Source organism: Roseateles sp., assembly GCF_047654805.1.
Taxonomy (GTDB): domain Bacteria; phylum Pseudomonadota; class Gammaproteobacteria; order Burkholderiales; family Burkholderiaceae_C; genus Pelomonas.
Genome location: NZ_JASGIV010000001.1, coordinates 2813240 through 2834854, shown reverse-complemented (window position 1 = coordinate 2834854; position 21615 = coordinate 2813240). Strand labels below are relative to the sequence as shown.

The window sequence follows — 21615 nt, the reverse complement described above, 5'->3', positions numbered from 1 at the left end:
GTCATGACCACCCCGATCCGCAACATCGCCATCATTGCCCACGTCGACCATGGCAAGACCACCATGGTCGACCAACTGCTGCGCCAGAGCGGCACGTTCGCCGACCACGAAAAGGTCGTCGACACCGTCATGGACAGTAACGCCATCGAGCGCGAGCGCGGCATCACCATCCTGGCCAAGAACTGCGCGGTCAGCTGGGGCGGCACGCACATCAACATCGTCGACACGCCCGGACACGCGGACTTCGGTGGTGAAGTGGAACGGGCGCTGTCCATGGTCGATGGCGTGGTGCTGCTGATCGACGCCCAGGAGGGCCCGATGCCGCAGACCCGTTTCGTCACGAAGAAGGCGCTGGCTCTGGGCCTCAAGCCCATCGTCGTCGTCAACAAGGTGGACAAGCCGGGCGCCAAGTGCGACGCCGTCATCAACGCCGCCTTCGACCTCTTCGCCAACCTCGGTGCAACCGACGAGCAACTGGACTTCCCCGTCGTCTATGCCTCTGGCATCAACGGCTGGACTTCGCTGACTGAAGGTACTCCGGGCGAGAAGTGGGGCCCTGACATGTCGGCCCTGTTCGAAACCATCCTCAAGCATGTGCCGCCCCAGTCGGGTGACGCTAGCAAGCCGCTGCAGCTGCAGATCTCGGCGTTGGACTTCTCCACCTTCGTCGGCCGCATCGGCGTGGGCCGAATCAGCCAAGGCACCATCAAGCCCGGCCAGCAGGTCACCGTCATGGAAGGCCCGGACGGCAAGGCCGTCAACGGTCGGATCAACCAGGTGCTGACCTTCCACGGCCTGGACCGCGTCCAGGTCACGGAGGCCGGTCCTGGCAACATCGTCCTGATCAACGGCATCGAGGACATCGGCATCGGCGTGACGGTGACCGACCCGGCCAATCCCCAGCCCCTGCCCATGCTGAAGGTGGATGAGCCGACGCTGACGATGAACTTCTGCGTCAACACCAGCCCGCTGGCCGGCCGCGAAGGCAAGTACGTCACCAGCCGCCAGATCTGGGATCGCCTGCAGAAGGAGCTGCAGCACAACGTCGCTCTGCGCGTTTCCGAGACCGATGAAGACGGCATCTTCGAGGTCTGCGGCCGCGGTGAACTGCACCTGACCATCCTGCTGGAGAACATGCGGCGCGAAGGCTACGAGCTGGCCGTCTCCAAGCCGCGCGTGATGTTCAAGGACATCGACGGCGTGAAGAGCGAGCCGATGGAAATGGTCACCGCCGACGTCGAGGAAACCCACCAGGGCGGCGTCATGCAGGCGCTGGGCCTTCGCAAGGGCGAGATGATCAACATGGAGCCGGACGGCAACGGCCGCGTTCGCCTTGAGTACCGCATCCCCGCGCGTGGCCTGATCGGCTTCGCCAACGAGTTCATGAACCTGACCCGTGGCTCGGGCCTGATCTCGTCCATCTTCGACGGCTACGAGGCGCACAAGGGCGAGATCGGCGGACGCAAGAACGGCGTGCTGATCTCCATGGACGACGGCGAGATCTTCACCTACGCGCTGGGCAAGCTGGACGACCGTGGCCGCATGTTCGTCAAGCCCAACGACCCGGTCTACGAAGGCATGATCGTCGGCATCCACAGCCGCGACAACGATCTGGTCGTCAACGCGACGCGTACCAAGCAGCTGACCAACTTCCGCGTGTCCGGCAAGGAAGACGCGATCAAGATCACTCCGCCCATCGACCTGACGCTGGAGTACGGCGTGGACTTCATCGATGACGACGAGCTGGTCGAGATCACGCCCAAGAGCGTGCGCCTGCGCAAGCGCCACCTTTCGGAAAACGACCGCAAGCGCGCGGCCCGGGCCTGAGGCGCAGGCCACGCGCTGGCGCGGCACCTTGTGCTTCCCCAGTCCCCTCCAGGCGGGGGGACTCCAGCTAGAGAATTGCCCGCGCCCCTTTTCAGGGGCGCTCTTCGTTGATGACGCATAGATCCGCCGTCTTGCTGATGCTGCTGGTCACGCTGATGTGGAGTTCGGCGGGCGTCGTCACGCGGCACCTGGACGCTGCGCGGGGCTTCGAGATCACCTTCTGGCGCAGCGCCTTCAACGCACTGGCCCTGGTCGCGATCCTCGGTGTGATGCAGGGCAGGGCGCTGTGGGGGGCGATGCGCGGTGCTGCGGTCTGGGCTTCGGGTGTCTGCTGGGCAGTCATGTTCACGGCCTTCATGGTGGCGCTGTCGCTGACGACGGTGGCCAACGTGCTGGTCACGATGTCGCTGTCGCCGCTGTTCACGGCGATATTCGCGCGCGTCTTCCTGAGGCAGCCAGTCCCAGCCCGCACCTGGTGGGCCATCGTCGTGGCCGGTGCAGGCATAGCCTGGATGTTCGGCGGCCAGCTCGGCGGGCCGCTGGCGGGCGTCGTCGTCGCGCTCGGCGTGCCGCTGGCCGCGGCGAGCAACTGGTGTCTGCTGCAGAAAGTGGGGCAGGGGGGGCGCGGGCACGCCGCAGCCGGCCCTTCGAGCGCTCCGGACATGCTGCCGGCCGTGCTGATCGGTGCGCTGCTGTCCATGGCTGCCATGCTGCCGCTGGCCTGGCCGCTGCAGGCCGGCGCCCATGACCTTGGCCTGCTGGGCTTTCTGGGCGTCTTCCAGCTCGCCGTGCCCTGCCTGCTGGCGGTGCGCCTGGCGCGCGAGCTGCCCAGTCACGAGATTGCGCTGCTGGGACAGGCTGAAACCCTGCTGGGCGTGCTGTGGGCCTGGGCGTTTGCGGGCGAACACCCAGGCAGCGCTGCACTGATCGGCGGTAGCCTAGTGCTCGCTGCATTGATCGCCAACGAGGCGCTGGCGCCTCCCTCCGTCAAACCCGTCCCCTTGAAGAACGCATGACCGACCTGATTCCGTCCCTGGTGTCCGATGGCCAGATCCTGGCCGAGGTCAATGGCTGTCTCGGCCTGATCACGCTGAACCGCCCGCAGGCGCTGAACGCGCTGTCGCTGGCCATGATCCGGGACATGACCACGCTGCTGCGCCACTGGGCTGCGCGTCCCGAGATCCAGGCCGTGGCTGTGCTCGGCGCGGGCCGCGAGGGCAAGGCGCCAGCCTTCTGCGCGGGTGGCGACATCCGCTTTTTCCACCAGGCCGCCCATGCGGGCGACCCGGCGCTGGAAGACTTCTTCACCGAGGAATACCGCCTCAACCACCTGGTCCACCACTACCCGAAGCCCTATGTCGCGCTGATGGACGGCATCGTCATGGGTGGCGGCATGGGCATCAGTCAGGGCGCCAAGCTGCGAGTACTGTCCGAGCGCTCCAAGCTGGCCATGCCGGAGACCGGCATCGGCCTCTTCCCTGACGTGGGGGGGGCTACTTCCTCGCCCAGTGCCCCGGCCACGTGGGCGAATGGCTGGCGCTGACGGGCCAGGCCATCGCGGCCGGTGATGCCATCGAATGGGGACTGGGCGACGTCTACGTGCCCGCCGCCCAGTGGAGCGACCTGGTCGAGGCGCTGCGCGCCAGCGCCCAGCCCAGCGCCGAACATGTCGTCGCCACCGTCATGGAGCGCGCCGACCTCGCGCCCGCCGCCGACCCCAAGGCTGCGGCGGAGCGCATCGACCGCCATTTCGGAGAGCCGACACTGGCCGGCATCCTGGATTCCCTGGCCAGGGCCGGCGACGACTGGGCCCGCCAGACCCACGAGTTGCTGCTGACGCGCTCGCCCACCATGATGGCGGTGACGCTGGAGTTGGTGCGTCGCGGCCGCAAGCTCAGCCTGGCCGACGACCTGCGCCTGGAGCGCGACCTGGTGCATCACAGCTTCCACATGCGCGGCGCCGCACGCAGCGAGACCGTCGAGGGCATACGCGCGCTGGCGGTCGACAAGGACCATGCGCCGCGCTGGTCGCCTGCCAGCGTGGACGGTATTGACGCTGCCGAGGTGGCAGCCTTCTTCGCCAGTCCATGGGCGAAGGACCAACATCCGTTGCGAGACCTCGCATGAAATCTCCCTGGCACCTGCTTGTAGCGTGCCAGAAGCTTCCTGGCATGGGATCTCTTCCGCGGCGCTCAAGCTAATTGCCGGCCGCCAGTCTCCGGAGCGTGGGCAGCAGCCTGCAAACGCCTTGGGAATCAGCGAGCCTTGAGCCGCCCTGCTGATTGCTGGAGGGCTTCGCTTGGTCGCGCGGCGTCGCGTCCCGCTGGCAGCTGTGCGACTTCCAGCTTCGCTTGGTCGAGCGTGTCCTGATTTACGGGCTGCACATCATTAGCGATTCACTCCGGAAGCCGGTCACGCACGGCTTTCTTCCACTCCCTGATCTGGCTGCGGTCGGACGGCAAGAACTCCTCGCCCCCGGTCAGGTCGGCGATCAGTTTGCGGATTTCGTAAGTCAGGTCGAGGTCTTCCGAGAACCTGTCGATGATCCGGTAGGCCTTGGAGAGCGATGCGCCGCCCTTGAACGTCAGGTCCGTACTGACTGGCGACCCGAACAGCGTTCCGAGCGTCCAGACGACCCAGATGTCCTTCTCCAGCAGATGGGCAGGGCGGCCGGTCCGTTCCCGGCCCACTTCGAGGACTTCGGCCCGGTCCGTGTCGCTTAGGGAGAAGTAGGACTCAGCCACGGATCGCTTCTTCGCCGATTGCCCTGGCCATCCATGACGGCAGGCCGGCACGACCTGCCGTCAGCGCCTGCCATTCCGTGGACGGGAGCGCTTCCCGCAAGGCGGCCAACGACTCGCGCATATGTGACGGGCCCATCCAGGCCTGCGCCCTGGCGGTCTACGTTGAGCTGAAGACGGCGAAGGCGGCCAGCTCGCCGGGCTAGGGGGGCGGCGAGCGCACCCAAGTCGTGGCGCCAAATAGGAAAGCCCCGGCACTAGGTCGGGGCTTTCGGACGCTGCGGGCGGATCTCTACTCCACCTGCGCCTCGATGGCGGCTTTGTACGCCAGTCGCTCCAAGGCATTCAAGTCTCTCTGCAGCTGCGAACGCCTGTCGGCGGCTCCGTCACGTTCAAAGGTTTCCGCGAGCGACAGGAGCTTGGGAATGTCGAGGCCAACCGCCTTGGCGATGGCGTCGGCCTCGACGAGTTCTAGGGCACGGAGGCCGTTTTCCGTGCGGCTTAAGCTGCTCGCGGTGATTCCGGCCATCTTGGCCAGATCAGCGGCAGTGAGTTTGGCTGCCTCGCGCGCGGCGAGGACGGCCAAACCCATGGACATGCGAGAAATAGGCATTGAATAAGAAGATTTACGGGTCAAACTTCTCCCACAAATCGTTGAAGAATCTGGCAATGGCTGCGACCTTAAAGGTGATATCCATGTATGCAGTCTTCGATTTTTTTCCTTTGAACTCAACGGCTTGTGCGCGAAGCTCAAGCAGATTTTTCAACAATTCAGGGTTTTGAATCCCATGGTTGATAATAATCTGATCGATTAATTCGACCAGCTCCGAATGAAATTGTGGCATATTTTTACTCCGCGGGAGAAGGGCCGGCCCGTACCGGTTTGAGAAAGAAGCTTTTGTTTCATTGAAATTTCCTCGATCAACAGGGAACGTTTAACTTTGACACCAGAACCCAGGCGACCGTTGGTTGATGCCGCCGAGGCCCCCAGCTGTTAGGTCAGCCGGTAAAGCCATGGTAACTGCATACTTGCGGTTTTGCAAGCATGCAGACAAGCCGGAATGGAGTGCGATCAGACTGCCGAGCCTGTCGGCTTGCTCTAATGTTCTGGCGGCTGGTCGTACTCGCCTTCACCCCAGGCGCGCCGTCGCTCCGCGGCGGCCTCCGCGTGCTTCGCCCGCCCCGGGGTGGGCGGGAACCTGGCTTTGGCAGCCCCTCTGCCTCGTCGCCAGGCTCGTGCAAAGGGTCGCACCACCACACCTGCGGCACGGGCCGCGGGCTCCTAGCGTTGAACCCGTGGTCTTCGTACCCAAGCATCATGATCTGCCCGTTGCGGATCTTCACGCGCGCTCGGCCGGGCTGCTTCCAGAAGCAGCCCTGGTCACCTTTGCTTTGCGGGCCGAGCAGAGTCGCGGTCAGTGCGCGGTACTCGCCCTCGGAGTAGGTGCGCATCGTGGTGACCCACAGCCGCGCCTGCACCGGGCGATCACCTGAACCAACATTTGTATGTTCATACAGTGCTTGGAGCTTGGCGACACCAAGGCGCGAGACGCGCTCACTATCCCGAAGGGCTAGATAGCGGCGTCGAGATCGTTTGCCGCAGGTCGTGGAAGTGCAGATCGTCGATCTCCAGGATCTTGCAGGCTCGCGTGAACGACGTGCTGACCGACTTGTGGTTGTGCGGCCAGATGCGCCCTTTGCCGGCGTGCTGTATGTCGATCAGCTGTAGGGCCTCGGGCGTCAGCTTGGTCTTGACGTCGTTGCCGACCTCCTCGCCGGGGTTCTTCATGTCGCGCACCACTAGCTTGAGCTGGTCTCGGTCCAGGTCGGCGCCCAGCACGGTGCAGATCTCCTCCTGTCGTCTGGTCGAGAAGACCGCAAACAGGATCAGCCGGCGCATGGACGGGCTGTCGGTTCGCTTCAGCTCGGCCACCTCGTAGTGGGCCAGTAGCTTCTCCAGCTCCACCAACGTCGGCCGGCGGGTGCACTCATTGGACCTGGCGACCAGGCTCTGCTTCTTCAGCATCACGGCGGCGTCGGCCATCGCCTGCTGGTCCAGCGCATAGCCCCAGGCCGGCCGAGCCACCGAGAAGACCGCACCGAGGTGCGACATGCAATTGCAGCGTGTCGACGGCTGCACATCCAGCCGCTGGGCGAACGCCACCAGCTCGGGGCTGCCGATCTGCGAGCAGCGCAGTTGGGCGATCTCGTCCGCCTTGATGGTGTTGAGCACCTGGGTCTTGGTCTTCCCGTGCTTCTTCTGCCGCTCGCGGTTGTGCTGGTCGATGACCTCAGTCCGCCGCGGGTCCGGGCGCCTCTGGCTGGGCCAGCTCGGCCTCGCGCTTGCCCAGCCAGATCTTGGCGGCCTGCTCGTGGTCGAAGGTTTCGACCTCGGAGTGCACGACCTTGCCGGCGCGCTTGACGCGGATGACGGCGGTATACCCAGTCGAGCCGTCTTTCCTCTTGCGCGGGATAATCGTGCCTATGGGGTCTGTGCAACAAATCAGTTTTGTTGCACTTCATGTTACCCCGGCACCCCAAAATCATCGCAAAACGCCCGGAATGAGCGAGAACAGACAGCCCGAGAAGGCGCCATTTCCTCTATGAAAGCCGTTCCTCCCAGTAGATGGAGGCTCAGCGTGGCGCCGATGATGGACTGGACGGACAGGCATTGCCGCTACCTGCACCGCCTGATCACCCGCCATACGCTGCTCTACACCGAGATGGTGACGACCGGCGCGCTGCTGCACGGTGACCAGCCGCGCCACCTCGACTTCAACACCGAGGAGCATCCCGTTGCCCTGCAACTGGGGGGCAGCGAGCCTGCGGACCTGGCTGCCTGCGCGGTGCTGGCCGAGCGCTGGGGCTATGACGAGGTCAACCTGAACTGCGGCTGCCCCAGCGAGCGTGTGCAGAAGGGGGCCTTCGGCGCCTGCCTGATGGCGGAACCCCAACTGGTGGCCGACTGCGTGAAGGCCATGCGCGACGCGACGGCGCTGCCCGTCACGGTCAAGCACCGCATCGGCATCGACAAGATCGAGAGCTACGACTTCGTGCGCGACTTCGTCGCCACCGTGGCGGAGGCCGGCTGCGAGGTCTTCATCGTGCACGCCCGCAATGCCTGGCTGCAGGGCCTGTCGCCCAAGGAGAACCGCGAGATCCCCCCGCTGCGCTACGAGCTGGTGGCGCGGCTCAAGCGCGAGTTCCCGCAGCTCACCATCGCCATCAATGGCGGCCTCAAAACGCCTGACCAGATCGCCGAGCAGCTCGAGGTGCTGGACGGCGTCATGGTCGGCCGCGAGGCCTACCACGAGCCCTGGAGCATGGCGCAGTGGGACTCGCGCTTCTTTGGCCAACCGGACCCGGCGGCCTCGCGCGAACAGGTTGAGGAGCAATGGCTGGCCTATCTGGAGCGCCTGCATGCCGCCGGCCGCTCGTGGCCACATGCCATGCGCCATGCGCTGGGCCTGTGGAATGGCACGCCAGGTGCACGCCGCTGGCGCCAGGTCTGGAGTGACCACCGCCTCAAGGCCCTGGCACCGCGCGAGGTGGCCCGCCAGGCCACGGCGGCGCGGCTGTCGGGCCTGGCCGTCGCGGCCTGAACCCATGACGACCGGCCGTCGCGCCGGCGCCCGCGAGGATCGGGGAATGCGAACCCTGCTCCTCGCCGTGGTCCTGCTGTGCGGGGCCGCGGCCCACGCCCAACAGCCGCTGGCGCCCGGCGTCGTCGTCGTGCCTGGCGGCTTCGAGGCGGACCGCCAGCCCGATGGCAACAGCCTGCTGCTCGAGGGCAGCGAAGGCTGGCTGCTCATCGACAGCGGCCGGCACCGCGCCCATGCGCAGGCTGCACTGGCCGCGGCCGGCGGGCCTGTGAGGGCGGTGCTGAACACTCACTGGCATCTGGACCACCTGGGCGGTAATGCCTGGCTGCGCTCGCAGCTGCCCGGCCTCGAAGCCTGGGGTTCGCCAGCCATCACCCGGGCGCTTGCGCCCGACGGCTGGCTGGACCGCTACCGCCGCCAGCTTGTCGAAGCCTTGCCGTCGGCGCCGGCGGCGCAGGGCGCCGTCATGCGCATCGACCTCGAGCTGCTGGACCAGGCCGACGCGTTGCGTCCCGAGCATGAGATCCGGCGTGCCTCGGCGGTGACCATCGCCGGCCGCAGCCTGCGGGTCGGCGTCGAGACGGCCGTCAGCGGCGGTGACCTCTGGGTGCTGGACACGGCCTCGGGCACGCTGGCGACAGGCGACCTCGTCACGCTGCCCGTGCCGTTCCTGGATACCGCCTGCCCGCCGGCCTGGCGGGAGGCGCTGGAACGGCTATCGGCCCAGCCCTTCAGGCGACTCGTGCCCGGCCATGGTCCTGTCATGAGCCGCGCCGACTTCGAGCGCTGGCGCGGCGGCTTCGACGCCTTGCTGGACTGCGCGGGCCAGGGCCTGCACCCGGCGGCCTGCGCCGCCGTCTGGCGTTCGCGCGTCGACCGCTGGCTGGACGATGCGGGCCGTGCCCGCGTCAATGGCATGCTTGGCTACTATTTCAAGACCCTGCTGCAGGCCCCGCCTGAGCAACGTGAGAGATTCTGTCTGCGATCCAGATGAATGACTCCCCACACTCGCTGCATGCACCGCTCCCCGAGGGCTCGGGGCGGCCGAGCGCCGCCGACATCGGTACGGCGCTGCAGTCTCACGAGCCGTTGTGGGCGCACTGCTTCGACACGGCGCTGGGCCGCTGCGGCGTCGTCTGGAGCGGTCGGGGCATCGTGGCGTCGCTGCTGCCCGATGCCAGCCCCGCCCACCTGAGGCACCGCCATCCCACGGCAGAGCTGACGGCGGAGCTGCCGCCCTCCATCGCTCAGGCCGTCGATGGCATCCGTGCCTTGCTGGCCGGCGAGATGAGGGACCTCTGCGACATCGTCCTCGACGAGCGCGGCATCCCGGAGTTCCGTCGCCAGGTCCATGCGCTGACCCGCGCCATCCCGCCCGGACAGACCCGCACCTATGGCGAGATCGCTGTGGCGCTGGGCCAGCCTGGCGCCGCGCGCGCTGTGGGGCGTGCCGAGGGTGACAACCCCTTCCCGCCAATCGTGCCCTGTCATCGCGTGATGGGCGCTGGCGGCGAGCCCACCGGCTTCTCCGCGCCCGGCGGCGTCGAGACCAAGCGGCGCATGCTGCTCATCGAGGCCCGTGCAGCCGGCCAGCTTGCTGGCGACCAGCAGCCGCTGTTCTGACCCCGCGCCGCGAGACAATCGCGGCATGTCCTTCGCTTCCCTGGGCCTGTCGCCCGCCCTGTTGCGCGCCGTGCGCGACCAGGGCTATCACGCGCCCACCGCCGTGCAGGCCGCCGCGCTGCCTCCCATCCTTGCCGGTGCCGATGTGCTGGCCCTGGCCCAGACCGGCTCGGGCAAGACCGCCGCCTTCGCACTGCCGCTGCTGCAGAGGCTGGTCGCGTCGCCGCCGCGGCTGGGGCCGCGCGCGCTGGTGCTGGCGCCCACCCGGGAGCTGGCTGCGCAGACGGCCGAGCTGCTGCGCGAGCTGGCGGCCCTGCTGCTGCATCGTCCCAGGGTCGCTCTCGCCTTTGGCGGCGTGTCCATCAATCCCCAGCTGATGGCGCTGCGCGGGGGCTGCGACGTGATGGTGGCCACGCCCGGCCGACTGCTGGATTTGCTGGACCACAACGGCTTGACGCTCGCCAGCGTCGATTGCCTGGTGCTGGACGAGGCCGACCGCCTGATGGGCCAGGGCTTCGCCGACGAACTGGAACGGGTGCTGGCCCTGCTGCCGACGCGGCGCCAGTCGCTGCTGTTCTCCGCCACGTTCCCGCCCGCCGTGCAGGCGCTGGCCGGGCAGTTGCTGCGCGACCCCGTGCATATCCACATCGAGGAGGCGCCGCCACAGATCACGCAGCGTGCCATCCAGCTTGACCGCGCCCAGCGCCTGCCGGCGCTGCGCCAGTTGCTGCGCGACGAGGGCTGGCGGCGGGTGCTGGTCTTTGTCGCCAGCCGCTACACGGCCGAACTGGTGTCAGACAAGCTGTTCGCCCACGGCTTCAAGGCCGGCGTGCTGCACGGCGAGCTGAGCCAGGGGGCGCGTCGCGACGTGCTGGCAGCGCTGAAGGCTGGCAGCTTGGAGGTACTGGTGGCCACTGACGTCGCCGCGCGCGGGCTGCACGTCGAGCAGCTGGACGCCGTCGTCAACTACGAGCTGCCGCGCTCCGCGGCCGACTACACCCACCGCATCGGCCGTACCGGCCGTGCTGGCGCGCACGGCGCGGCTGTCAGCTTCATCTGCGCGGACAGTGCGGAGAACGCCGAGAGCCATTTCCGCCTCATCGAGAAGCGCCAGGGGCAGCGCGTGCCGCGCGAACGCCTGGCCGGTTTTGATCCGCAGGCCGTGGCCACCGAGGCCCAGGCCAGCGGCGGCATCAAGAGCACGACGCGCAAGAGCAAGAAGGACAAGTTGCGCGAGGCCGCTGCCCGTGCCGGAGGCCACGATGGGCATTGAGATCGAACGCAAGTTTCTGGTGGCCGACGATGGCTGGCGCCGAGCCGCAACCCGCCAGACCCGCTTCAGCCAGGGTTACCTCAGCCGCGACCCGGCTCGTACCGTGCGCGTTCGCATCGCCGGCGCCCGGGCCTTCCTGACCATCAAGGGCGCGACGACCGGTGCGACGCGGGCCGAGTTCGAGTACGAAGTGCCGGTGGCGGACGCGCAGCAACTGCTGGCGATGTGCGACGGGCCGCTCGTAGAGAAGGTCCGCCACCTGTGCGGGCACGAAGGCATGACCTGGGAGGTGGACGAGTTCCTGGGCGCCAACACCGGCCTCGTGGTGGCCGAGATCGAGCTGCAGTCTGAAGACCAGTCCTTCGAGCGTCCGGCATGGCTGGGCAAGGAGGTCACGGGCGATGCGCGCTACGTCAACGCCAACCTCGCCGTGAGGCCGTTCTCCAGCTGGTGATCCTGCGGCCCCAGGCGGACGCTTGCCTTCCGCAGTCTGCAATGGACTGGACAGCGGGCTTCCGGCAGTCACGGGACAGGTGACCATCTGAAAGGGGACTGCTGCGGGCACGGTTCTTGTAGGCGCCATGCCGTCCGTGTCATACGCCGGCAATCCTGGCCGCCGACGATGCGGCACGGTTTTGCCCGTGCGGCGCCAGCAGGGCGCTGCGGCCAGCCCTCGACCCATGCTTCTGCCGTCCAGCCTGTCCTCGTTGCTGAACCGTTCCCGCGCCGGCCTGCTCGTGTTGCTGGTCTTCGTGCTGCCGCTGCAGAGCGTGGTGCAGCTCATGGCCGGGCTGCAGGGGCACCGCCATGTACACATTGGCGCGCAGCAGGCGCAGGCCCCCTGGCAGGAGGCGGCGCTGTCGCTGCTGGGCCAGCCGTTGCGCGCCGCACTGGAGCACCTGCACTCCGGCCATGATCCGAGGCTGGACGGGCCGATGTTCAGCCGGGCGGCAAGTCACGGGCCGTCCACTGCGATGCATGAGCATGATGGCGTCTTCCACGTCCACTCAGTCGAGACGGACGACGCGGTCGACATCGGCGACGCGGCAGACGACAGCCGGCAGGGCGGCGTCACGGCCTTCCTGGCGTGGCTGCCGGGCGCGCTCGCGGTGATGACGCGGCAGGGCAGCGAGCCTCCCGCCGCCTTTGCCTTCGACTGGCGCGACCGCGTCGTCGCGCCGCCGCTGACGCCGCCCCGCGGCTGATCACGCCCCTGGCGCAGCTGCGTGCGCCACTTCACCATCCCTTTCAGAAATCCGCCTCTCATCACATGACGGGCGGTGGCTGCGCCTGCGCGGCAGGCCGGTTCCAGAACAACTCAAATCCGATGACAAAAATCCGTTCGCCGCTGTGCCGGCAACCGTGGGGCCTCGTCCCCGCATCCCCACGATCCGACATCGCGTTCAAGCCAGCGCTGGTGGCTGCAGCCAGCCTGCTGGCGCTGACCTCCGCACAGGGGGCCCAGCCCGAGCCGTCCGCCAGTGCGGTGGCGGAACTCGAGCGCGTGGAGGTCAGCGGCCGCCACTATGACAACGCGGTCGGCAGCTCCGATGCTGCATCCCAGGGAGCGGTCCGCGCCGAGCTGCTGAAGAGCCGGCCCGCGCTGCGGCCCGGCGAGGTGCTGGAGTTCGTGCCGGGCGTCATCGTCACGCAGCACTCGGGCGACGGCAAGGCCAACCAGTACTTCCTGCGCGGCTTCAACCTCGACCATGGCACCGACTTCGCCACCACCGTCAACGGCCTGCCGGTCAACATGCCGACGCACGGTCACGGCCAGGGCTACTCGGACCTGAACTTCCTCATCCCTGAACTGGTCGACCGCATCGAGTACCGCAAGGGACCGTACTTTGCGAAGGGCGGTGACTTCTCCGCTGCCGGCTCCGCCGACATTGCCTACAGAAACACGCTCGACGGGAACTTCGCTGCCCTGACGCTGGGCCAGCGCCAGTTCCAGCGCTTCGTCGGTGCCGGCTCCACGGCACTCGGCGGCGGCGTGAACCTGCTGGGCGCCGTCGAGGTGCAGCACAACGACGGCCCTTGGAAGCTGCCCGAACACCTGCGCAAGAGCAACGGCGTGCTGACGCTGTCTGGCGGTACGCGTGCCCAGGGGTGGAGCGCCAGCCTGATGGGCTACGACGCGAAGTGGGACTCGACTGACCAGGTGCCAGAACGCCTCATCGACGCCGGCTACTACGACGGCCGGCCCTTCGGACGCTTCGATGCCATCGACACCAGCGACGGTGGCCAGACGCGACGCACCAGCCTGTCCGGGGAGTGGCACCGCGCGGCCGACGGTGAGGCCTCGCACATCGCGGCGTACGCGATGAACTACCGGCTCCAGCTCTACTCCAACTTCACCTATGCGCTGGAGCGGCCGATCGAGGGCGACCAGTTCTCGCAGCAGGACAAGCGCAGCGTCTACGGCGCCAGTGCCCGCCATGCCGTTGATCACCGCCTGGGTGGACTGTCGGCGAGGAGCGAGGTCGGCATGCAGCTGCGCCACGATCGCATCCGTGTGGGCCTCTTTGACACGGTGGCTCGCCGCATCACCGGCACCACGCGCGACGACGACGTGCGCGAGACCCAGCTTGGCGTCTACGGCCAGACCTCTGTCGAGCTGGCGCCCTGGCTGCGAGGCGTCCTCGGCCTGCGTGCGGACCAGGCGCACTTCAAGGTCGACAGCCTCGGTGATGCCGCCAACTCCGGCAGCGCCTCGGCCCACCAGTTCTCGCCCAAGCTGTCGCTGGTCGCCGGGCCGTGGGCGAAGACGGAGTTCTTCTTCAACGCCGGCCGCGGCTTCCACAGCAATGACGCGCGTGGCACCACCGCCACCGTCGACCCCAAGACCGGTGATGCCGTCGACAAAGTCCCCGGCCTCGTCGCCGCACGCGGCCTGGAGCTGGGTGTGCGCACGGAGTGGCTGCCTGGCCTGCAGAGCTCGGTCGCGTTGTGGAAGCTGGACTTCGATTCCGAGCTGGTCTACGTTGGCGATGCCGGCGCCACCGAAGCCAACCGGCCCAGCAAGCGCTTCGGACTCGAGTGGAACAACCGCTACGTGCCGGTGCCATGGCTGTTGATCGACGCCGACCTGGCCTGGACGCATGCGCGCTTCAAGGACTTCGACCCCGCTGGCGACCGTATTCCCAACGCGGTCGACAAGGTCGGCTCCATCGCCGTCACGCTGCGCGAGCTGGGCCCCTGGTCAGCCAGCCTGCAATGGCGCTACCTGGGGCCGGGGGCGCTGATCGAGGACAACAGCGTGCGCTCGCGCTCGTCGCTGACGACCAACCTGCGTGTCAGCCGCAAACTCTGGCGCCATAGCGAAGTGAGCATCGACGTGTTCAATGTCTTGGACCGCAAGGTCAACGACATCGAGTACTTCTACGAATCGCAGCTGCCCGGCGAAGCGGCGCCCGTGGCTGACCGCCATGTCCACCCCGCCGAACCGCGCACGCTGCGCGTGACGCTCAAGTTCGGGTTCTGACAAGGGCGCCATGAGGGCGCTGCTGCTGTGGCTGCTGGTGCTGGCGCTGCCGGTCTACGGTGCGTCCAGTACCAGCCTGCGCGTTCTCGGGCCGGCGCACTGGCACGCTGCGCCGGCGCCCCTGGCGCAGGCCGAGTGGCTGCAGCCTGCGCTGCAGTTGGTGCAGCGCGTGGCCGAGCACGTGCAGGCCCTGCGCGCCCAGGCCCACGTGCGCGCCCATGCGCTGGGCGCGCGCCACGAGCACCATGGCTTGCAGCGCCACTGGCATGACGCGGCGGACGGCAGTGTGCACAGCGTCGGCAGCGCTCACCCCGGCTTGGCCGACCTGGTCGCCAGCGCCGCCGTCGGCGGCGCGGCGCTGACGCTTGGGGCGCCTGTGCTGCCGCTGCCGATCCCCGTCACGGCCGCCAACGGCCGCTGGCCCGCAGGGCCGACACTGGACTGGCTGGACGTCGACCATCGCCCAACGCCGCCGCCGCCGCGGCATTGATCCCCGCCCACGCCGACCCGGCCCATGCCGGAGTGCATTCGCCTGCCGGGACGACGCCGTCGCCCGCGCGGGCTTCGGGGATTCAGATGACCGTGATGGAAACCATAGACCCGGTCGAGGCAGGGCGCCGCCTCGGCCACGATCTGCATCGGCTCAGCCGTATCGCGCTGCAGCCCGGCTGGCCGTCCGCCGTCCGCGAGGGATTCGAGGCCGCCATCCGTCAGGGTGTGCGTCCGCGACGGGACGACCGCTTCGTGCGCAAGTGGCTGCAGCTGCGCCTGGGCGCGCTGTGGCGCGGCCGCGCCGTGGCGTCCGACGTCACCGTGCAGCTGCTGCGCGAATTGGACGTCACCCATTGCCCGGTCACGCGCGAGCCACTGACCCACGCCACGCGGCTGGGCAGCGACGCCTCGGTGGACCGGCTCAACAACGACGGCGCCTATGCGGCGGCCAATCTCGCGATGCTGTCGGCCCGCGTGAACCGTGCCAAGGGCCGGCGTGGCTTCGACGAGGTCTGGGCGCTGTCCCGGCGCAGCGAGCCCACGGCCAGCCTCGCGCCCGTTGAATGGCTGCGCCTGGCCGTACTGATGCTGGGGCCGGCGCATGCGCAGCAGCCGCTGGAGGTGCCGGCCCTGCCGCTATGCGCGCCACTGCCAGCCACGTCGGCGCGCACGGCGCTGCAGCAGGTGCAGCGACTGCTGACCCTGAATGCCGGCGTTGCGGCGTCGCGCAACCGCCTGCTGCGCGGCCTGCTGCCGGCCTGCGGCAATGCGTCGGCCGAGGCGAGGCTGAGGCTGCTGAGCGATGCGGTGCATGCCGGCCTGAAGCAGCTCGGCGCCGAGGCGCAATGCTGGGACGTGTGGCTGCAGCCGGGGGTGATGGAAGCGTTGGCGTCCTGGCGCGGGGCGTTGAGCGAGCGGGCCTGGGCCCACACTTCGTGGGCGGCTGGCCAGCTGGCGGGCGGGCGGCCGGTCAGCCGGCGCGAGCTGGCGCCGTGGGCGCTGGCAACGCGGGGCTACCTGCCACCGGTCGCCGGGAGCGCAGTCACCAGGGCGGTGATTCGCTGAGGGCCTCTTCCGGCACGTTGGCGGGCAGGGCGGCCGGTGCGGGCGCAGCGCCCGTGGCGGCGAAGTCGTGCTCGCCGCCCAGGCCCGCGATAAGGGCCGGGATCAGCCGGCCCAGCTCTCCGGTGGCCAGCGCCAGGTCGGCATCGAAGGCCTCATCGCCGCTGGCCTCGGGCCGGCCCTCGAAGGCCAGGTCCAGGAAGCTGATCTTCTTGATCGCAAACCCCTCGGTCAGCGTGAAGGCGACGCGCTCGTTCCAGCTCAGCGCCAGGCGCGTAGGCATCTTGCCGCTGGTCAGGTGGGCTCGCACCTCGTCGATGTCCAGCGGATGGCGGGCGTAGCGTACGACCGGCTTTTGCTCGTCGCTGCCCTTGAGCTCGCACTCGCGCTCGATGTTGAAGCCCTCGGGGGTCACGCCGTCCAGCAGCCAGGCAGCCATGCAGGCGGCGGGGCTCTCGGCCGTCTGCACCAGTTGCAGGGAGAGGCCGGCGCTCGCCTGGATCAGCAGCGTGATGACTTCGTCGGCGCGGCTGCTGGAGCCGGCGTCGACGAACAGCAGGCGCTGTTCGGGTGCGATCCACACCTGGGTGGCCGAGGTCTTGGTGAAGGCGCGCGGCAGCAGCTCGTGCGTGGCCTGTTCTTTCAGGTCCTTCTTGGCCTTCTTGCCGGGCTTGCGGCCGGTGGTGGTTTCGATGTGCTCGGCAAGCTCCTCGATGCGCTCTTGCACGACGGAGGAGGGCAGCAGGCGCTGTTCGCGCTTTAGCTTGATGAGCCAGTGGCCATCGACGACCTCGACGAGCGGTGCATGCTCGATGCCGCGCGGCGGCGCCCAGCCCACGGCCAGGGGCTGGGTGGGGGCGCAGGCGAGGAAAGGCTCCTTGGCGAGCTGTTCGGCGAGCTGGGCAGCGTCGGTCTGCCAGCCTTCGCCGATGCGGTAGGTGATCAGGTTCTTGAACATGGGCTCTGAAGAAACAAGAAGCCCGCCAGCGGCGGGCTTCGGGGAACGGACACCGATTGTCTCAGGCCTCGGCCATGATCTGTCGCAGCGCCTGCTCGAAGACTTCCACAGGCTGGCCGCCCTGGATCAGGTGGCGTTGGTTGACGATGACGGCCGGCACGCTGCTGATGCCCTGGGCCTGCACCTGCCGCTCGGCGGCGCGCACCTCGGCAGCGTAGCGGTCACTGGCCAGCAGCTCGCGCGCTTGCGCCGCCGGCAGGCCGGCGGCCGTGGAGAGCTCCAGCAGCACGGCGGGGTCGGACACATTGCGGCCGTCGCTGAAGTAGGCCTTCAGCAGCGCCAGCTTCAGCGTACGCTGCACGTCGGCGCCGACCTCGCCGGCCCAGTGCAGCAGGCGGTGGGCGTCCAGCGTGTTGTAGATGCGGCTGCGCGCCTCCATGCTGAACGTGAAACCGAGCGCCGCACCGCGCTCGCGGATGGCCTGGCGCGAGCCGGCGAGCTGGGCCGGGCTGGCACCGTACTTCTGCGCCAGGTGTTCCTCGATGTCCTGGCCCTCTGGCCCCATGTCGGGATTGAGCTCGAAGGGATGGAAGTGCAGCTCCAGCACCAGGCCCGGGATCCGGGCCGCGGCGGCTTCGAGCGAATGCAGGCCGATGGCGCACCAGGGGCAGACGACGTCGGAGATGAAATCGATACGCATGGCGTGGATTGTCCGCGCAAGCGCCAAGGCCCCGGTGCGGCATGCCCATGCCGTCTACGGGTACAAGCTGGGGCCTGAATGGAGATGCCTGAATGACCGATGCCGCCGCCTACACCCCACCCGAGGTCTGGACCTGGAACCGAGCCAACGGCGGCCAGTTCGCCAGCATCAACCGTCCGGTTGCCGGACCGACTCACGACAAGGTGCTGCCGGTAGGTCGCCATCCGCTGCAGCTCTACTCGCTGGGCACGCCCAACGGCGTCAAGGTCACCGTGATGCTGGAGGAGTTGCTGGCCATGGGCCACGCGGGCGCCGAGTACGACGCCTGGCTGGTCCGCATCAACGAGGGCGAGCAGTTCGGCAGCGGCTTCGTCGCGGCCAATCCGAACTCCAAGATCCCGGCAATGGTGGACCACAGCGGTCCGCAGCCCGTGCGGGTTTTCGAGTCGGGCGCCATCCTGGTCTACCTGTCCGAGAAGTTCGGCGGCGCCTTTCTGCCCGATCCCGCGCTGAACGGGGGCGCGGCGCGCGCCGAGGCCTTGAGCTGGCTGTTCTGGCAGATGGGCAGCGCACCCTTCCTGGGCGGTGGCTTCGGGCATTTCTACGCCTATGCGCCAACGAAGCAGGAATACCCCATCGACCGCTACGCGATGGAGGTCAAGCGCCAGCTCGACGTGCTGAACCGCCTGCTGGCCGAGCGCCGGTTCCTGGCCGGAGAGCAGTACACGATAGCCGACATGGCCACCTGGCCCTGGTACGGCGCGTTGGCCAAGGGGCAGCTCTACGGCGCTGGCGAGTTCCTGTCGGTGCATGAGTACCCCCACGTCATCCGTTGGGCCGACGAGATTGCCCAGCGTCCGGCCGTGAAGCGCGGGCGCAAGGTCAACCGGACCTGGGGCGAGCCTGGCAGCCAACTGCACGAGCGCCACGAGGCCAGCGATTTCGACACCAGGACCCAGGACAAGCTTGCACCATGATCACGCTCTACGACTGCGCCACTGCCCCCAGCCCGCGCCGTGCCCGCATCCTGTTGGCCGAGAAGGGTGTGCCGCACGAAACGGTGCAGGTGGACCTGCGCAGCGGCGAGCAGATGGGCGAGGCGTTCCGACGTGTCAACCCGCAGTGCACGGTGCCGGCGCTGGTGACGGACGAGGGCGTCGTGCTGACCGACAACGCGGCCATCGCGGCCTACCTGGAGGCGCGCTTTCCCGAGCCGCCGCTGCTAGGCCGCACGGCGCTGGATAAGGCCGAGATCGCGAGCTGGCAGTGGCGCGTGGAGTTCGAGGGACTGCTGCCGGTGGCGGATGCCTTGCGCAACAGCAGTCCGGCCATGGTCAACCGTGCGCTGCCGGGGCCGGTGGACTTCGCGCAGATTCCCGAGCTGGCCCAGCGAGGACTGGCTCGCGTGCAGGGCTTCTTCACCCTCCTGGACGAGCGGTTGGCGGACCGCGAGTTCATCGCCGCCGGCCAGTTCAGCATCGCCGACATCACGGCCGTCGTCGTGGTGGACTTCGCGCGGGTGGTGAAGCTCAGGCCGGGGGGCGAGCATCCGAACCTGCTGCGCTGGCGGGCGGCCATGCAGGCGCGTGGGAGCATGGGCTGAGGGGCGCGGCTGCTTCAGAATCTCGCCATGCCGTTCTTCGTCTACGTCAAGGTTCCCCTCGGCCCGGGGCAGGCCGCGCGGCTGCCGGCGCTGCACGAGGACATCGAGCGCGTGCTGTCCACCGAGGCGATGGGAACACTCATCGGCTGGGGAAGCTCGCTGTCTGACGCGCCCGATGGCCGGGGCGTCGGCGCGGCCAGCCACCACCGGCTGGACATCGAGGTCGTCGACCAGACCGGCGGGCTTGCGCTGCTGGAAGACGCGCTGGCCCGCCTCGCCGCCCCGGACGGCACCGAGCTGCACTACACGCACGACGGCAAGGCCTTGCAGAAGGTCTACGCCGGTGCCCGCTGGGGCGCCACGACGCCCAGCACTGCGACCAGCCGCCACGGGCGCGGTTCGCGCCGGTGAGAGGGACTCAGCCCAGCTTGCGGTCGCTGGGGCGCGCCAGGTAGAACCACTCCGTTCCTGGCTGGGACTTCGTGCTCGGGAACACGATGCGTCCCTCGCTCGGTGCCAGCACGGCCTGGCCGCTGGCGCGCGTGCCGATGCGCTGGCCGTTCTCGATGGCGTCGAAGCTGGACCAGTCGCGCTCGAACGTGTCGCCCATGTCCTCGCGGTCGATGACGTCGTAGAGCTGCAGCAGCTCCGGCGGCTGCGCGGGGCGGTGGGGCTCGACGGCGGACTCGTGGAGCATGCCGAGGAAGACCAGCGAGCGCAGGATCGCCAGCCGGGCGACCTCGGGGCCGTTGGGGTCCAGGTGCTGGCCGCACTCCAGCGTGATGGCCCAGCCGCCGGTGGAGCGCATGTACTCCGTCGTGCCGACGCCGTAGTGCGGGTCTGAGATCAGCGTGGCGCGGCGCGAGCCGTCATGGGCACGCTGCTGCCGGCGCTCCAGGCCCAGCGCATAGGTGGACAGCCAGCCCTCGACGATGCGGCTCACGCCCAGGCGCGCGGCCAGTGCCGACTCGGTGGCTTCCTGCGAGAAGGGCTCGAGGTCGCCATGGTTGTTGCGTGGGCCGATCATCGCGAAGGCCGGGCCGTTGCCCTGGAAGCTGTGCAGGTCCAGCAGGCCATCGTGCTGGGCGAGGAGCGGACACAGCACGCGAGCGATGCGATCCTCGAAGTCGTGCACGACGGCGGGTGGACGCAGGTTGCGGTTGAGGTTGCGGTCGCCTTCGCGGCGGTTCAGCTGGTGCGCCAGCGGGTTGACGATGGGCACGAAGGTCAGCGTGCCGCACAGCAGCGTCAGCTCGCCGGCATCGAGCTGGCGGATGATCTCGGCCATCGCCTTGGTGCCGTGCACCTCGTTGCCGTGCACGGCACCCGTCACGAGGAAGCGCGGACCGGGCTGCAGGCCGGCGAACTGGTGGACGCGGATGTGGGTCGGTTGGGTCATGGCTTGAGCAGGGCGGAAGTCAGGGGCCTGTCGGCGGGATGGACACGGCACGGCAGGTCGGCCGCCAGCAGGCCGGCGCGGCATTCGACGAGGCGGTAGAGGGTGGCAAAGGCGAAGTCGGGCGGAGCCTCACCGGCGCCCAGCACCAGCTCGCCACCACGGCGCACGCTGTCGGCGAGAAAGGCCGGCAGGCGCAGGTGGTACGGGTTGCGGGCGATCTCGCCGGTATGGCGCTCCAGCGCGGCGATCAGGCGGGCGGTGTCGGCGATGCCAGTCTGCACGAGGGCGTTGGGCGCGGCCTGCGTGGACCAGAACTCTGTCAGCGCCAGCACGGTGTCGCTGTGCGCGGCGGCCAGCGCGTCGACGACGAGGCGGTACACCCCACGGTGGCTGGGGTTGTCGTCCAGCGCGTGCGGGGCGAGAACCAGGGCAGGACGGTGCTTGGTCAGCAGCGCGGCGATGGCGGCGACGTGGCTCGCCCAAAGTGCCGGGGCGCGCTCTGCGGTGTCGGGACGCACGTCGGACAGGCCTTCGGCGCCGACGGTGATGCAGTCGAAGCCCAGCACGCCGCAGGCGTCGAGCAACTCAGCACGGCGCGCCTCGCGGCGCTCCGTGCTGCTGCCCAGCGTGACGGCGACGTTGCTGACGCGCCAGCCGGCCTCCTGCTGCAGCCGCAGCGGCAGTGCTCCGACGATGCATTCATCGTCGGGATGGGGCGCGAAGATCAGGCAGTGGCCAGCGCCTGGGTCGGCGACGGGCGTGGCTTGGCGGTCGGGCGGATTGCCCAGCAGGGCGGCGATACGGTGGAGGTGCTCGCGCCAGCGCGCGAGATCTGCTTGCAGGGACGACAT

The 21615-nt window shown here is 68.6% G+C and carries 22 protein-coding genes and 1 pseudogene; 15 read left to right on the top strand and 8 right to left on the bottom strand.

Annotated features, from left to right (window positions below; genetic code table 11):
• The first annotated feature begins 3 nt into the window (after positions 1-3).
• The 3 genes and pseudogenes from typA to QM732_RS12700 all read left to right on the top strand — a co-directional run bounded on the left by typA (position 4) and on the right by QM732_RS12700 (position 3954).
• On the top strand, positions 4-1827 hold the full coding sequence (typA, locus tag QM732_RS12710; RefSeq protein WP_415656498.1) for a translational GTPase TypA: 1824 nt from the start codon (positions 4-6) through the stop codon (positions 1825-1827).
• A gap of 110 nt (positions 1828-1937) precedes the next feature.
• Positions 1938-2843 (top strand): DMT family transporter, encoded by a 906-nt coding sequence (locus QM732_RS12705; RefSeq protein WP_415656497.1) that lies wholly within the window; start codon positions 1938-1940, stop codon positions 2841-2843.
• A 113-nt stretch (positions 2844-2956) separates the two neighbouring features.
• Positions 2957-3954: pseudogene (locus QM732_RS12700) on the top strand (3-hydroxyisobutyryl-CoA hydrolase).
• A gap of 269 nt (positions 3955-4223) precedes the next feature.
• Here QM732_RS12700 and QM732_RS12695 read toward each other — a convergent pair.
• From QM732_RS12695 to QM732_RS12680, 4 genes are all read right to left on the bottom strand, one after another.
• The gene (locus QM732_RS12695) at positions 4224-4571 is read right to left on the bottom strand and encodes a nucleotidyl transferase AbiEii/AbiGii toxin family protein (protein ID WP_415656496.1); all 348 of its coding nucleotides are present in this window, start codon (positions 4569-4571) and stop codon (positions 4224-4226) included.
• A 289-nt stretch (positions 4572-4860) separates the two neighbouring features.
• Positions 4861-5166 carry a helix-turn-helix transcriptional regulator gene (locus tag QM732_RS12690; protein ID WP_415656495.1) on the bottom strand — a complete coding sequence of 102 codons (306 nt, stop codon included), beginning with the start codon at positions 5164-5166 and terminating at the stop codon, positions 4861-4863.
• Between the two features lie 28 nt (positions 5167-5194).
• On the bottom strand, positions 5195-5413 hold the full coding sequence (locus QM732_RS12685) for a hypothetical protein (protein WP_415656494.1): 219 nt from the start codon (positions 5411-5413) through the stop codon (positions 5195-5197).
• Positions 5414-6126: 713 nt separating this feature from the next.
• Positions 6127-6801 (bottom strand): hypothetical protein, encoded by a 675-nt coding sequence (locus tag QM732_RS12680; RefSeq protein WP_415656493.1) that lies wholly within the window; start codon positions 6799-6801, stop codon positions 6127-6129.
• 415 nt (positions 6802-7216) lie between these two features.
• Between QM732_RS12680 and dusA the strand changes: the two genes are divergently transcribed.
• The 9 genes from dusA (at position 7217) to QM732_RS12635 (ending at position 16107) form a co-directional block, all read left to right on the top strand.
• Positions 7217-8170 (top strand): tRNA dihydrouridine(20/20a) synthase DusA, encoded by a 954-nt coding sequence (dusA, locus tag QM732_RS12675; RefSeq protein WP_415659377.1) that lies wholly within the window; start codon positions 7217-7219, stop codon positions 8168-8170.
• Between the two features lie 46 nt (positions 8171-8216).
• The gene (locus QM732_RS12670; RefSeq protein WP_415656492.1) at positions 8217-9164 is read left to right on the top strand and encodes an MBL fold metallo-hydrolase; all 948 of its coding nucleotides are present in this window, start codon (positions 8217-8219) and stop codon (positions 9162-9164) included.
• Entirely contained in the window at positions 9161-9793 is a 633-nt protein-coding gene (locus tag QM732_RS12665; protein WP_415656491.1) for a methylated-DNA--[protein]-cysteine S-methyltransferase, read from the top strand. Before QM732_RS12670 ends, QM732_RS12665 begins: the two co-directional genes overlap by 4 nt.
• Positions 9794-9818: 25 nt before the next feature.
• Positions 9819-11066 (top strand): DEAD/DEAH box helicase, encoded by a 1248-nt coding sequence (locus QM732_RS12660; protein ID WP_415656490.1) that lies wholly within the window; start codon positions 9819-9821, stop codon positions 11064-11066.
• Positions 11056-11520 carry a CYTH domain-containing protein gene (locus tag QM732_RS12655; protein ID WP_415656489.1) on the top strand — a complete coding sequence of 155 codons (465 nt, stop codon included), beginning with the start codon at positions 11056-11058 and terminating at the stop codon, positions 11518-11520. Before QM732_RS12660 ends, QM732_RS12655 begins: the two co-directional genes overlap by 11 nt.
• A 226-nt stretch (positions 11521-11746) precedes the next feature.
• Entirely contained in the window at positions 11747-12271 is a 525-nt protein-coding gene (locus tag QM732_RS12650) for a hypothetical protein (protein WP_415656488.1), read from the top strand.
• 122 nt (positions 12272-12393) lie between these two features.
• A complete protein-coding gene (locus QM732_RS12645; protein ID WP_415656487.1) occupies positions 12394-14550 on the top strand; it encodes a TonB-dependent receptor in 2157 nt (718 codons plus the stop codon).
• Between the two features lie 10 nt (positions 14551-14560).
• The gene (locus QM732_RS12640) at positions 14561-15040 is read left to right on the top strand and encodes a hypothetical protein (RefSeq protein ID WP_415656486.1); all 480 of its coding nucleotides are present in this window, start codon (positions 14561-14563) and stop codon (positions 15038-15040) included.
• Positions 15041-15126: 86 nt separating this feature from the next.
• A complete protein-coding gene (locus tag QM732_RS12635; protein ID WP_415656485.1) occupies positions 15127-16107 on the top strand; it encodes a hypothetical protein in 981 nt (326 codons plus the stop codon).
• Here the strand turns inward: QM732_RS12635 and QM732_RS12630 are convergent.
• Both QM732_RS12630 and QM732_RS12625 read right to left on the bottom strand, forming a co-directional pair.
• Positions 16085-17062, bottom strand: coding sequence for a recombination-associated protein RdgC (locus QM732_RS12630; protein WP_415656484.1), 978 nt, complete (start codon positions 17060-17062; stop codon positions 16085-16087). The genes QM732_RS12635 and QM732_RS12630 overlap by 23 nt on opposite strands.
• Positions 17063-17123: 61 nt before the next feature.
• Positions 17124-17762, bottom strand: a complete 639-nt coding sequence (locus QM732_RS12625; protein WP_415656483.1) for a DsbA family oxidoreductase — start codon at positions 17760-17762, stop codon at positions 17124-17126.
• A gap of 92 nt (positions 17763-17854) precedes the next feature.
• Between QM732_RS12625 and yghU the strand changes: the two genes are divergently transcribed.
• Genes yghU through QM732_RS12610 form a run of 3 tightly spaced genes read left to right on the top strand, consistent with a single transcriptional unit; the run spans position 17855 to position 19776 of the window.
• Positions 17855-18739, top strand: coding sequence for a glutathione-dependent disulfide-bond oxidoreductase (yghU, locus tag QM732_RS12620; RefSeq protein WP_415656482.1), 885 nt, complete (start codon positions 17855-17857; stop codon positions 18737-18739).
• Positions 18736-19365 carry a glutathione S-transferase family protein gene (locus QM732_RS12615; RefSeq protein ID WP_415656481.1) on the top strand — a complete coding sequence of 210 codons (630 nt, stop codon included), beginning with the start codon at positions 18736-18738 and terminating at the stop codon, positions 19363-19365. The genes yghU and QM732_RS12615 overlap by 4 nt, the downstream gene beginning before the upstream one ends.
• A gap of 27 nt (positions 19366-19392) precedes the next feature.
• Complete coding sequence (locus QM732_RS12610) at positions 19393-19776, top strand: hypothetical protein (RefSeq protein ID WP_415656480.1); 384 nt, start codon at positions 19393-19395, stop codon at positions 19774-19776.
• Between the two features lie 7 nt (positions 19777-19783).
• Here the strand turns inward: QM732_RS12610 and QM732_RS12605 are convergent, their stop codons facing one another.
• Both QM732_RS12605 and QM732_RS12600 read right to left on the bottom strand, forming a co-directional pair.
• Entirely contained in the window at positions 19784-20764 is a 981-nt protein-coding gene (locus QM732_RS12605; protein ID WP_415656479.1) for a succinylglutamate desuccinylase/aspartoacylase family protein, read from the bottom strand.
• Positions 20761-21615 (bottom strand): PIG-L deacetylase family protein, encoded by an 855-nt coding sequence (locus tag QM732_RS12600; RefSeq protein ID WP_415656478.1) that lies wholly within the window; start codon positions 21613-21615, stop codon positions 20761-20763. The genes QM732_RS12605 and QM732_RS12600 overlap by 4 nt, the downstream gene beginning before the upstream one ends.

Bases quoted from the DNA above. Each gene is read 5' to 3' on its own strand.
- QM732_RS12625 (WP_415656483.1), bottom strand. From the start codon at position 17,762: ATGCGTATCGATTTCATCTCCGACGTCGTCTGCCCCTGGTGCGCCATC.
- QM732_RS12640 (WP_415656486.1), top strand. From the start codon at position 14,561: ATGAGGGCGCTGCTGCTGTGGCTGCTGGTGCTGGCGCTGCCGGTCTAC.
- QM732_RS12610 (WP_415656480.1), top strand. From the start codon at position 19,393: ATGCCGTTCTTCGTCTACGTCAAGGTTCCCCTCGGCCCGGGGCAGGCC.
- yghU (WP_415656482.1), top strand. From the start codon at position 17,855: ATGACCGATGCCGCCGCCTACACCCCACCCGAGGTCTGGACCTGGAAC.
- QM732_RS12665 (WP_415656491.1), top strand. From the start codon at position 9,161: ATGAATGACTCCCCACACTCGCTGCATGCACCGCTCCCCGAGGGCTCG.
- QM732_RS12615 (WP_415656481.1), top strand. From the start codon at position 18,736: ATGATCACGCTCTACGACTGCGCCACTGCCCCCAGCCCGCGCCGTGCC.
- QM732_RS12705 (WP_415656497.1), top strand. From the start codon at position 1,938: ATGACGCATAGATCCGCCGTCTTGCTGATGCTGCTGGTCACGCTGATG.
- QM732_RS12660 (WP_415656490.1), top strand. From the start codon at position 9,819: ATGTCCTTCGCTTCCCTGGGCCTGTCGCCCGCCCTGTTGCGCGCCGTG.
- QM732_RS12690 (WP_415656495.1), bottom strand. From the start codon at position 5,166: ATGTCCATGGGTTTGGCCGTCCTCGCCGCGCGCGAGGCAGCCAAACTC.
- QM732_RS12670 (WP_415656492.1), top strand. From the start codon at position 8,217: ATGCGAACCCTGCTCCTCGCCGTGGTCCTGCTGTGCGGGGCCGCGGCC.
- dusA (WP_415659377.1), top strand. From the start codon at position 7,217: ATGATGGACTGGACGGACAGGCATTGCCGCTACCTGCACCGCCTGATC.
- QM732_RS12630 (WP_415656484.1), bottom strand. From the start codon at position 17,062: ATGTTCAAGAACCTGATCACCTACCGCATCGGCGAAGGCTGGCAGACC.
- QM732_RS12655 (WP_415656489.1), top strand. From the start codon at position 11,056: ATGGGCATTGAGATCGAACGCAAGTTTCTGGTGGCCGACGATGGCTGG.
- QM732_RS12605 (WP_415656479.1), bottom strand. From the start codon at position 20,764: ATGACCCAACCGACCCACATCCGCGTCCACCAGTTCGCCGGCCTGCAG.
- QM732_RS12685 (WP_415656494.1), bottom strand. From the start codon at position 5,413: ATGCCACAATTTCATTCGGAGCTGGTCGAATTAATCGATCAGATTATT.
- QM732_RS12600 (WP_415656478.1), bottom strand. From the start codon at position 21,615: ATGTCGTCCCTGCAAGCAGATCTCGCGCGCTGGCGCGAGCACCTCCAC.
- QM732_RS12650 (WP_415656488.1), top strand. From the start codon at position 11,747: ATGCTTCTGCCGTCCAGCCTGTCCTCGTTGCTGAACCGTTCCCGCGCC.
- QM732_RS12635 (WP_415656485.1), top strand. From the start codon at position 15,127: ATGACCGTGATGGAAACCATAGACCCGGTCGAGGCAGGGCGCCGCCTC.
- QM732_RS12645 (WP_415656487.1), top strand. From the start codon at position 12,394: ATGACAAAAATCCGTTCGCCGCTGTGCCGGCAACCGTGGGGCCTCGTC.
- typA (WP_415656498.1), top strand. From the start codon at position 4: ATGACCACCCCGATCCGCAACATCGCCATCATTGCCCACGTCGACCAT.